The sequence below is a fragment of the Bacillus sp. AFS023182 genome (assembly GCF_002560575.1).
GTDB lineage: Bacteria > Bacillota > Bacilli > Bacillales > Bacillaceae_G > Bacillus_A > Bacillus_A arachidis.
Map to the genome: position 1 here is coordinate 1 of NZ_NTRO01000050.1, position 11,346 is coordinate 11,346.

General features: G+C 38.1%; 8 protein-coding genes and 1 pseudogene. 2 read left to right on the top strand and 7 right to left on the bottom strand.

The features are described from left to right. Positions 1-119: 119 nt before the first annotated feature. Entirely contained in the window at positions 120-2,477 is a 2,358-nt protein-coding gene (locus CN288_RS19525; protein WP_098302919.1) for a discoidin domain-containing protein, read from the bottom strand. Between the two features lie 113 nt (positions 2,478-2,590). Then, the gene (locus CN288_RS19530) at positions 2,591-2,980 is read right to left on the bottom strand and encodes a sugar-binding domain-containing protein (protein ID WP_098302920.1); all 390 of its coding nucleotides are present in this window, start codon (positions 2,978-2,980) and stop codon (positions 2,591-2,593) included. Between the two features lie 636 nt (positions 2,981-3,616). On the opposite strand from CN288_RS19530, the pseudogene CN288_RS29750 reads away from it, so the two are divergent. Beyond that, positions 3,617-3,706: pseudogene (locus CN288_RS29750) on the top strand (IS6 family transposase); the annotation flags it as partial. Positions 3,707-3,784: 78 nt separating this feature from the next. Here the strand turns inward: CN288_RS29750 and galE are convergent. The 5 genes from galE to CN288_RS19555 all read right to left on the bottom strand — a co-directional run bounded on the left by galE (position 3,785) and on the right by CN288_RS19555 (position 10,160). Continuing rightward, entirely contained in the window at positions 3,785-4,771 is a 987-nt protein-coding gene (galE, locus tag CN288_RS19535; protein WP_098302921.1) for a UDP-glucose 4-epimerase GalE, read from the bottom strand. Further along, entirely contained in the window at positions 4,768-6,297 is a 1,530-nt protein-coding gene (gene galT / locus CN288_RS19540; protein WP_098302922.1) for a UDP-glucose--hexose-1-phosphate uridylyltransferase, read from the bottom strand. Before galT ends, galE begins: the two co-directional genes overlap by 4 nt. Continuing rightward, on the bottom strand, positions 6,294-7,463 hold the full coding sequence (locus CN288_RS19545; protein WP_098302925.1) for a galactokinase: 1,170 nt from the start codon (positions 7,461-7,463) through the stop codon (positions 6,294-6,296). The genes galT and CN288_RS19545 overlap by 4 nt, the downstream gene beginning before the upstream one ends. 184 nt (positions 7,464-7,647) lie before the next feature. Continuing rightward, complete coding sequence (locus tag CN288_RS19550) at positions 7,648-8,679, bottom strand: galactose-1-epimerase (protein WP_097854794.1); 1,032 nt, start codon at positions 8,677-8,679, stop codon at positions 7,648-7,650. Positions 8,680-8,699: 20 nt separating this feature from the next. Next, positions 8,700-10,160, bottom strand: coding sequence for a glycoside-pentoside-hexuronide (GPH):cation symporter (locus CN288_RS19555; RefSeq protein ID WP_098302923.1), 1,461 nt, complete (start codon positions 10,158-10,160; stop codon positions 8,700-8,702). 253 nt (positions 10,161-10,413) lie between these two features. Here CN288_RS19555 and CN288_RS19560 point away from each other — a divergent pair, with 253 nt between their 5' ends. After that, the gene (locus CN288_RS19560; protein ID WP_098302924.1) at positions 10,414-11,319 is read left to right on the top strand and encodes an AraC family transcriptional regulator; all 906 of its coding nucleotides are present in this window, start codon (positions 10,414-10,416) and stop codon (positions 11,317-11,319) included. The last annotated feature ends 27 nt before the right edge of the window (positions 11,320-11,346 follow it).

The following is an 11,346-nucleotide window of genomic DNA, read 5'->3' on the forward strand; positions in this document are numbered from 1 at the left end:
AAGTATTTGCACCAGAACCTTATATTGTTCATAATTGGTTTATATTTTTGTAGATATGTTTATACTACATTTCAAGAAATTCAATAGAGGGATTTCAGCTTTCTTATATCGTCTTTATATTATTGAGTCGAACGTTCAATATTCAACTCAGCAACTGAGGCATAGCCGCCATGACCGCTAGTCGCTGTTAACTTAACATATTTTGCCGAGACTGCAGGAAAGGATGTGTTCTTCACTGTTTTATCATCCGCCCACGTTCCGGAAACTGCATTCGTAAATGTAATGCCATCTGTGCTTGTAGAAATGGTATATCCCGTAATAACACCGTTGGAACTGCTATCTTGCCTTGGCAGATACCTTAATTTCGCAATACTGTAAGTACCTCCAAGATTAATTGTTACGGACTGAGGTAGATTGGCCATTGGAGACCATTCAGTATGCCAAATCGACGAACTGTCACCGTCCAGCGCTTTGCTTGCCTCATTATCGCTATGCTGGCTAGTTGCGGTTGCTGTCATTTGTGATTGCGGTATGTCATTAGGACCAGGAACTACAGAAACATAATTGTTATTTCTCGTTACAGTAAAACTTTGAGACGCGTCTATTGTATCCGTATTCGTATACATATTGGATAAAGTTATCTCTTTGGTTACCCCACTCTGTGCAAACGTATTTCCTGCTATTTTTACATTTTTTGAACCTTGGGCATTGATCTGCAATCCGCCTTCCTGAGCGGTGTTATTGGTAAAATTAAATCCGTTGATGCTGCCGGCATAGATCGAGGTGGTGCCCCCCGTCTTATAAAATGTATTGCCACTAATATTAATGTTACTGTGCACGGTCTTATCAGGGTTCGTAGAAGGCGCGCTTGGTTCAATACTTATGACAGAATTTCCTGTATTATTGAACGTATTATTACTTATGGTCACGTTCCTGACCATACCTGATTCATACCAGCTATTGGCATCATCAGCTATCAAAATTGCGCTCATTTCCGTTCTATTGAATGTATTATGATCAATTAAAACGTTCCCACGAGTTGTCACCAGAATGCCCCTTGTAGCAATGGACTCAAAAGTGGAACCGGTAATAGTAACATTCGGATTCCAAGTTGCGTTTTCCACAAAGTAAGAATTAGCGGTTACAGAGCTTGGAACATTTTGATCAAGTGTAAGAAGAATGTTGTAATCGTCCACCCGCGTCACACCGGTTACTACAGCGCTGCCGGCGGATAACAGAGTAGACCCATTGATAAAATCAATACTATCGTTAACCGCAAAAGCATCGAATCCCCAACTCTGGGAATGCTTGAATTGTACCTTTATCTGGTTAGGTGCCGGTTTATCGACAATCTGCAGATGTGTACCGTGAACATTGATCGGATCATCATGTGCACCAAAGAAATTGGAATTGTTAACCGTTATCTGACCTTTACAACCAGAAATTTGCATAAAATCAGCCATTGATGCATTAGTTCGCCCACCGCCCGATTTTGGCGCAAAATTCAATTGATCAAAAGTAAGGTTCTCACTATACTGGCCTACAATTCCTAGCCCAGGAGCCGCATAGAAGTTTACTCCTGTCCACATTATATCCTTACTTCTGTAAATAAATGCCCCTTCTTCTTTACGAGAGTCATTTCTAAGTTGATAGGTGTGTCCGACGGTTAGGTTCGGGGCGCTGCTGTAAGTAAACCTTAATTTCCTATTGCCCATATCTTGAACACTGGACGCACTTGCAATAGGATTCGAAACTCTCCATGTTTTGTTTGTTGCAGGATCGAACTCCTGCACTTGAGTAGTATTGGCGTATCCTCTTGCTACCCAATTGTCTGTCGGAATACCATTATTATCAACTTCACCTGTCCATTGGAGCTTATTATTTACAATCTTATACAATGAATCCGGATGAACATTCATTTCAATATAATTGCTACCAACCGCAGCCACCGTCATTTCAGACATAACTGGCCGTTTGAAATCAAAGTTAATGCTTTTCATATTCACATTTGTAGCATGGTCAAATACAATAGGTGTCATCACGCCATGGAACATCAGTGTTGAATCATTTCCCCGGATCGTTAAATCGCTGATGTTCTTAAACAAAAGCCCAACCTTCCTCCACCCGCCTGGCGTTTCAGATGCTGTCGTTGTATTGGAAATATAATACTGAGCATCGATGGCCGATGAATCTTTAAAATGATAAGTAGCCTTTGGAAAATCCAATATAACCGGTTTAGCAGCGGTTTTAGCAGCTTCAATAGCTTCATTTACTGCCGGCCCCGCATCATCCCCGGAGTAGTTGACGGTTATTACAGAATAATTTACTCCATTAATCGTTTCCGTCGTTTGGGTGTAATTGGCTGAAGCAGCAGCTTTCCCCGGTATCTGAACAATCAATGTGAATACAAATGCGCAGATAGAAAATAATAAAAGCTTTGAGATTGAAAATATTTTAATTTGAAGATTTGTCATCATACTTTTTTTTCACCCTTTCTTTCTTTATAGAACTTGAACTCGAATTCCGCTGCACTTACAATTACCTCAGCTAAGCGACTTTCTAATTAGTTCCCCTCCTTTAGCTCCATTCATCAATTTTTCAACGTAAGTGACAAAACACCGCCGCTGGCCGTTTTGTTGGCTTGTAATGCATCGGAAATATGCAACTTGTTCGTAATTCTCATTGTTACGTCTCGATAAATTCCACTATAGTAATGAAAGTCAAGATTCGCAAGCGGCTTGCCTAGCGGAGTATCAGGATTGTCAAAGCTGTACACCCTTACCGCCAACACATTCGTTTGTCCATATTTCACCTTGCTTGTGATGTCCACGGAATAACCTATATACCCGTCATTGTGGGTGTGAATTTTTTCTCCGTTCAAATAAACATCACTATCGATCATTACACCCTCAAAATCAATATTGATTGTTTTGCCCCTATAACATTCATCGATTGTGAAATATTTTCTGTACCAGCCAATTTCCTGTTAAACAGCGCTCGCGCCATCGTCGAAGCCAACACTCTCAGCACCTGCCAGATCCCCCTCGATAAAATCCCTAATTATTGTTAAAATTTAATATTGTTCTTTCATTACTCCGAATAATTCCCTGAGCAGTGCTTGCGAAGATGGATAAATTCGGAAGCACTATTTCTAACATAAGTGTCAAGACTATAAGTCTTGTTAAAACCTTCATCTAATGACCAAATGCACCTAAGGCATGGGAACCATGGCGTTTTAATTTCCCATTTACGTTCATTCCCCTTTTTGTAATTTTTCCTTCAACTTAATTTTAATAATGACAAGAAAGCGTTTACAAAGTTACGCATAAAAAACTAAAGAATTACATTAATCTCCTTCCCATGGTATTCTTTTTCAAGTATAGTTTAACAAGACAACGCTTTCTATTTTATATCATTTTGTGACCTTTATTAAACCTTTTGTTGCATTTCTTCTTTCAAAAGGCAGATTAGGTTAGTTATAGTCATCACGAAGAGGGGGCGAAGCCCATTGAACAAGCAATCTTTATGACAAAAGAACAGCATCACCTCTCAAGCACACTTTATTTTGATTTTTGTGGTTTTTCAAAAACGCTGCCTTTTCAGGTTCTGGTGCAAAATGGTAAAAAAAGGGCGGCTTGTTTTACTGGACAAATCTGCCCCAAATCAAGTGAAGTTCATCCATCAACTATTTGGAATTGCTGCTTAAGACTAGATTCCACTAGGAAACTTTTCGCCTCTTTATATCTTTCCTAAGTATTTGCATCAGAACCCTTTTTCGAATGTTTTAATACCCTTCTGGATGACTTTGATGCCATTTCCATGCTGTAGCGATAATATCCTTAATAGAAGTATATTTTGGTTCCCAACCAAGAACTTCCTTGGCTTTCACACTTGATGCAATTAACACATCTGGATCACCTGGGCGACGCGGACCGATTTTTGCTGGAATTGGATGTCCTGTGATCTCACGAGCAGCTTTAAGCATTTCTTTATTTGAAAAGCCTTCTGCTGAACCAAGATTAAATACGTCCGATTTTCCGCCAACTTTTAAATATTCTAGCGCTTTGATATGCGCATCGATTAAATCTACTACATGGATATAGTCACGGATGTTTGTTCCATCCGGCGTGTTATAATCGCCCCCATAAATCATGAGCTCGTCACGCTGACCAAGTGCTACCTGTAAAATAATCGGAATTAAATGTGTTTCATCATTATGGGCTTCTCCAATCGAACCATCTTCTTTTGCACCTGCAACATTAAAGTAACGAAGCGCCACATAATTCATGTCGCTTGCCTCGCTTTGCCATTGCATCATTTGTTCCATCATCAACTTACTTTGACCGTATGGGTTGATTGGCTTTGTTGGAGTTGTTTCCTTAATTGGTATCTCTTCTGGAATTCCGAACGTTGCAGCAGTTGAAGAAAAGACAATGTATTTCACACCGAATTCTCTCATGACTTCTAAGGTAATCTGCGTGCCGTAAACATTGTTATTGAAATATTTCAATGGCTCCGCCATTGATTCACCAACAAGTGAAAATGCCGCAAAATGCATCACACCTTCAACATACTTTTCTTGAGAGAAGACTTCACACATGAATTTCTTATCACGTATATCTCCCTTGTAAAAACGCGCTTTTTCATGCAACGACTCGATATGACCGGTCAATAGATTATCGATTACCGCTACATCATATCCATTTGTGATTAATTGATTGACGGCATGTGAGCCGATATAGCCTGCACCACCTAAAACTAAAACTGTCATTTCGTCATCACCTTTCGATTTGTGCTTTGTAATTCTTTGATAAAGCGATCAAACCCTGCTCTACCATCTCTATTCATCTTATAGACACCAGCATCTTCTAAGACGCGTTCAAATTTTTTTGCAACTTCAGTTTGAAGAAAGCTTTGGATGGTCTCTTCTATATAGCCGCCCTGGGCTTTTAATTCATTTGCCCATTTTTGATGGATTTCAGGAACATTGGCTTCCTTATCTAACAAATACAGCTCAACTTCATGAAGCTCCTCAATCAAACGTGGAGGAAGAATCGCAAGACCCATGACTTCAATAAGCCCGATATTTTCTTTCTTAATATGCTGTACATCTGGATGTGGATGAAAAATTCCATCAGGGTATTTTTCATCCACATTATTATCACGCAGTACAAGATCAATTTCATACTTTTCTTCGCGACGTCGCACAATTGGTGTAATCGTATGATGTTTTGTGCCATCTTTTGATTGCGCACGTATTTGTAAGAATTCATCTGAATAGTTCTTCCAACTTTCATGGATGTAGGTGCTGGCATTAATTAGTTCTTCTTTGTTTAAAGAAGAGAGGCGAATCACACTCATTGGCCAGTTGACAATACCGCAAGAAATATTTGGGTAGTCAGATAGGTCAAATGTTTTAAGAACTTTAGCCTTTGCCATTGGGAAATTATGGCGTCCAGCTTGGTAGTGATCATGACTTAAGATAGATCCTCCTACAATAGGTAAATCCGCATTTGAACCAATGAAATAATGTGGCATGATTTCTACAAAACTAATTAAACGAGAGAATGCCTCACGAGAAATCTGCATTGGTCGATGCTTCTTAGATAATAAGATGGAGTGTTCGTTAAAGTATGCATATGGTGAATATTGAAAACCCCATTCTTCTCCATCTAGCTCGATGTTAATGATTCGGTGATTGCTTCTACCTGGATGGTTCAAGCGACCGAAATATCCTTCATTTTCAATACAAAGTAAACATTTTGGATAATTGCCCCTTGGAGCATTTCTAGCCGCTAAGATCTCTCTTGGATCTTTCTCTGGTTTGGACAAATTAATAGTAATCTCAAGTTCCCCATATTTTGATTCTGTTAAATAATGAATATTTTTTTCAATCGCACGGGTCTTTATATAATCATTGCGTTTACTTAGTTCAAAGAAATAATCCGTCGCTTGTTCAGGACTTTTGCGATATGCCTCCTGAAAATTCGCATTGATCTTGGATGGAAATGGTGTAATTACATTCATTAAAAGCGCTTCGAACATATCACGATTGGCTTGGTTTTTAGAGATAATAAGATTTTCTGTCGCTTTATCCATAAGCGTATCTAACAGCACATGTGGGTCCGTTTCGACTGCGCTGGTAATATCGCCCATTTCCGATTCGCCAATCAAACGTAAAAGTTGATTGTGCATATAAATTCGGTCATTTTCCTCAATGGCTCCATTCTCAATTGCAAGTGTAGTAAAATCATAAATTGCTTGACATGTGTTCATCGTTTCCACCTCATTCATCATCCAATCACTGTAGTTCCACTACCAATGTGTGCCACATAAAAGACAGGCGCATATCCCACAACTTTGAGATATTCATCATAAACATTGTTTTTAAAAGTGTACGTTTCACTTTCTTTTACTAATGCGATGGCGCATCCCCCAAATCCAGCTCCAGTCATACGGGCTCCAAGCACACCCTTTTGTTTTTGTGCAGCGGTCACCAATGTATCTAATTCAAGCCCGGTTACTTCATAATCATCTTTTAAAGATATATGAGAAGCATTCAATAGCTTTCCGAATTCTTCTAAATTACCTGCAGTAAGAGCTGCTTTGGCTTTTTTTGTGCGTTCATTTTCGTAAACTGCATGCTTCGCGCGTTTAATTAGGGTTTCATCTTCAATAAGATTTTGATTTGCATCAAATTCTGTTTCACTTAGTTCTCCAAGTGCATGAATCTCTAATTTCGTTTGAAGACGTGCGAGTGCTTCTTCACATTCAGCACGGCGCTCATTATATTTTGAATCTGCTAGTTCACGACGCTTATTAGTATTCATAATTACAATAGCATAGTCGTCCAAAACCACTGGAACCATTTCATACTCTAACGTATTGGTATCAAGGAGAATCGCTTTGTCTTTCTCACCAAATCCAATGGCAAATTGATCCATGATACCAGAATTTACACCAATGAATTCGTTTTCAACTTTTTTACCCATTTTCACTAATTCAAGTCGCGTTACGTCTAAGTTGAACAAGTCTTCTAATACTACGCCTACAAGTAATTCAAGTGAAGCACTACTTGAAAGTCCCGCTCCATTTGGAATCGTTCCTTCAACTAATAACTCAAAACCACAGTCTATTTTATGACCTGCTTCTTTCAGTGTTAAGATAACTCCTTTTACATAATTTGCCCAATTAGCATTTTTATCGTAATCTAGTTCATTCAACGTGAAGCTAATCACTCCAATTTCTTCAAAGTTCTTTGAGTAAACTAATACCCTATCATCCTCCCGACGTCTAGCTACTCCGTAAGTTCCATAAGTAATAGAAGCGGGGAATACATAGCCACCATTGTAGTCTGTATGTTCTCCGATTAAGTTGATACGTCCTGGAGAAAAATATTGAGTTGTTTCTTGAGGTCCAAATACCTCAGCAAATTTTAAAGCTAGTTCACGTTTCTTTTCCATAAGTATAAACATCCCTTTTGCATTCATTTTAAATAAGGAAATTATCTCAGTATTCACTGGTTCACTTCTAACAGTGCATCATTATTCCTAGACGCAACATCGTATTTTAAATAATTTTTGATAGTAGTATCTAATTTTTTCTATACATGTTTCATAATTTAAAGAGACTATCCAAAATATGATCTCAAATAATATGAAATTCTGTCATCGTTTGATAAGTTGAATCCGACCTAAGAACCATATCCCCAAAATGAGAATACTGTTCAGCACCCGGGGAAACCTGTGTTTCAAAGGTAATTCCGCCATGGTTTGCAAGTTGCTTGCCATGCATGAGAGGCGTATTCTCACTAAAATTTGCCGTAAAGATGACGACACTTGGTTCTTTTGTGGCTATTTCAATTGTAACCACTTCATCCGGGCTAATGAGTTTCACTGAACTATGTGATAGTTCAGGTCGGTTCAAGAAAAATGGGTGATCAATTCCATCCACTAATTCTTTTTGACCAAAAGTACTATTGAAGGTTTCTTTGAGTTTAACTGGCTTTCGAAAATCAAACGTAGTTCCTTCTACAGGCCACTTTTCACCAATTGGAATACTTTTCAGATTAAGTGGTGCAAATCTATTACTATCCACCCATAATGTGTGTTCATCTACAGGTTGCGTTACATCACCAGTTAAGTTGAAGTACACATGATTTGTTGGATTAAACAAGGTATCTTTGTCACTTGTCGCCCTAGTTTCTACTTTCCAAACATTCGTGTTAGTTAACGTGTAACGTATCTCGACATCAAGATTCCCCGGAAAACCATTTTCACCATCTGGACTTACCGTGTGAAATATCACTGAGACCTCATCATTATTATCGATAACTTGATATTGCCACTTTTTGCTTTCAAATCCTGGAGTACCGCCATGTAAAGTGTTTCCGGTTGTCTCATCAATTTGTACTTTATAGATCTTCTCATCAATTTGAAAAGTTCCATTTTGAATTCGTCCAGCTACTCGTCCAATTGAGGCACCAATATATAAATCCTTTTCAAGATATTCCTTTGCCGTATCAAAACCAAGTACGAGCTCACGTAGACCATTCGTTGTTGGTACCTTTAAACTCGTAATGCGAGCACCTAAATCTGAAACAGTCAATTGCAGGCCGTTCAGATTGGTAATAGTGATAATCGTATAACCTGCACCGAAATCTTTTGTTGTAATGTTCATTTTAAATATCCCCTACTCCTTTATTTAGAATGAGCAAGTGCAGCGCTAGAATTGAACTCTTCATTTGCTTCCTCGTCATGAGTTAGTTTTGCTTCTAGTTCTTTGACGATTTGTGCATGTTTTTTCTCTGTTAATGTAATCTTCCATGCGAAAATGATGGCAGAGAAAATCATGAGTGCTGCTGGAAGGTAGAACGCATAAAGATGAAACGTTGAAACACCCTGTGCAGTGATGTCTGCTGCTTTAGCATTACCAGTCATCCCAGCAGCAACAGCTACAAACCCAACGATTCCGTTTGATAAAGCTCCAGCAATTTTATCGAGTAATGGACGAATTGATAAAGTCACAGCTTCGTTTCGGGTACCATTTTTCCACTGTCCATATTCAACTGAGTCGGTAATCGTCATCAAAGCTGAAAGGAAAATTAGCTGCTGAGGGAAGTAGTAGAGCACCAATCCCACCATAACCACTGGTAAACTTGTTCCAGCTAAGATGAAACATACATATGCCAGAAGCATCATCACAATACCGCCAATATAGACAAAACGTCTTGAAATTAATTTCGTGAGCGTTGGGAAAAGTGGAACAGCAATTAAGCCTGATATAGCTGCAATTAATCCCACAATCCAGAAATCACCTGAATTTCCTAAAATATATTTGAATAAGAAGAATAACACAGCAGTAGTTGCAACATTGGCAATCGCATATGCAATATATGAAAGTGCTAGCCACATCAATTGATCGTTTTTAGTAATAGCTTTGAAAATATCTTTAATGCCTGCTTTTTCTTGTTGCTGACGAATTACGCTATCATTTTCTTTTGTGCCAAGTGCTGTAATAATCGCTGTTCCACCAGCAATAACAGCAGCAATCAAACCAAACCAAAACCAACCAGAGGCACCTTGAGAATCTTTGCCAGTCATCAAGAACGTAAAGAAGGTGACGATTGGTACAACTGCTAGTGTAGTCCCATTTGCACCAAGTGATGAACCAAGTCGTGCAAATGTTGCCAATTTTTCTCGTTCCTTAGTGTCAGTGCTTAACGCTGGAATCATTGACCAAAAAGCAATATCCTTAAATGAATAAAAAACATCGAGCAAGATATAAACAATTGCAAACAAAATGATGAACAGTGTAGTATTATTAATTGCAAGACCAAAGAAATTGGTAAATATGCATACAAGAAAGATAGAACTAACTACACCACCAATGACTAACCAGGGCTTAAACTTCCCGAATCTCGTTTTTGTGTTGTCAATTACTCCTCCAATAAGCGGATCAAAAACAATTTGTACCAATCGGATTACTACGATTAAACCTGTAATAATTCCAATCATTTTTCCAGTCGTTGCTTTATCAGCCCCAGTGAACATCGCACTCGTAACAAAGACCATAAAATAAGTACTCAAAGTTGCATAAAATATGTCATGACCAAATGCACCTAAGGCATAGGAAACACGTTGTTTTAAATTTTCATTCATTTTCATTCTCCTTTTTTGTAATTTTTCTCTTCACTGAATTTTAATAATTATATAAAAGCGTTTACAAAGTTAAACATAAAAAAATTAAAGAACTATATTAATCTCCTTCCTATGATTTTCTTTTTCAAGTATAGTTTAACAAGAAAGCGTTTTCTTTTTTATATCATTTTGTGACCTTGATTTAACCTTTTGTTGCATTTCTCTCTTCAAAAGGTAGATTAGGTTAGAGTAATCACGAATAGGGGAAAAGCCCATGGAACAAGCAATCTTTATGAAAAAAGAACAGCATCACTTCTCAAGCGAACTTTATTTTTCTTTTTGTGGTTTTTCAAAAACACTGCCTTTTCATGCTTTTGGACCAACTGTACGTAACAGCTATATTATTCATATCGTGTTGGCTGGAAAAGGAAAGTACTATGTAAAAGATGAAAAATATTCATTAAAGAAAGGAAATATTTTTCTCATTCGCCCAGGAGAATCAACCTTTTATCGCTCGGATGCAGAAGAACCATGGTTGTATGCGTGGCTTTCATTTGGTGGGAAGGTAGCAGACGAAATTATTCATTATTCGAGTTTTAAAGAAGGTACCTACTCTGTTACCTCAACTAATATTCAACAATATTCGGATATCATCTCGGAGTGTATGAATTGCTCCAACGATACATTAGAAGGTGAATTAAAGTTGAATGAGTTGACCTATCGGTTTTTAAGATTATTACTTACAGATGGTGGCGAATTCTCAACAGGAGTAAAACAAAAGTTTTCACGACTCGCGATTGAAGCAATGACATATATTAGTAATCACTATCTAGAGGAGATTACAGTAAGGGATGTGGCAGATCATCTTGCGGTCAATCGAAGCCATCTTTCGCGGGTCTTTCAGAATCATTTCGGGATGAGCATGAAGGGCTGGATTTTAAGAGTGCGCATTAATCACGCAACGTATTTACTTTCAATGACAAATGAATCGGTAGAAAACATTTCTTATCAGGTAGGCTTTCGTAGTTTAGTAGTCTTTAGCCGCATATTTAAAAAATTGATTGGAGAAACACCTACGCATTATCGGAAACGTATGTCGAAAGAGAATTCCCAAACAATCTCTTTATCAAGCTTGAAGTGCTTACTTGATGAACAAGAAATTATTTCACGGGCCACTTAAGAAAAACGGTTCTGGTGCAAATACTTA

What these genes read in the sequence shown, in the direction of transcription:
- galT (WP_098302922.1), bottom strand. Translation starts at nt 6,297, where the DNA reads ATGATGAATGAGGTGGAAACGATGAACACATGTCAAGCAATTTATGAT.
- CN288_RS19545 (WP_098302925.1), bottom strand. Translation starts at nt 7,463, where the DNA reads ATGGAAAAGAAACGTGAACTAGCTTTAAAATTTGCTGAGGTATTTGGA.
- galE (WP_098302921.1), bottom strand. Translation starts at nt 4,771, where the DNA reads ATGACAGTTTTAGTTTTAGGTGGTGCAGGCTATATCGGCTCACATGCC.
- CN288_RS19525 (WP_098302919.1), bottom strand. Translation starts at nt 2,477, where the DNA reads ATGATGACAAATCTTCAAATTAAAATATTTTCAATCTCAAAGCTTTTA.
- CN288_RS19550 (WP_097854794.1), bottom strand. Translation starts at nt 8,679, where the DNA reads ATGAACATTACAACAAAAGATTTCGGTGCAGGTTATACGATTATCACT.
- CN288_RS19555 (WP_098302923.1), bottom strand. Translation starts at nt 10,160, where the DNA reads ATGAATGAAAATTTAAAACAACGTGTTTCCTATGCCTTAGGTGCATTT.
- CN288_RS19560 (WP_098302924.1), top strand. Translation starts at nt 10,414, where the DNA reads ATGGAACAAGCAATCTTTATGAAAAAAGAACAGCATCACTTCTCAAGC.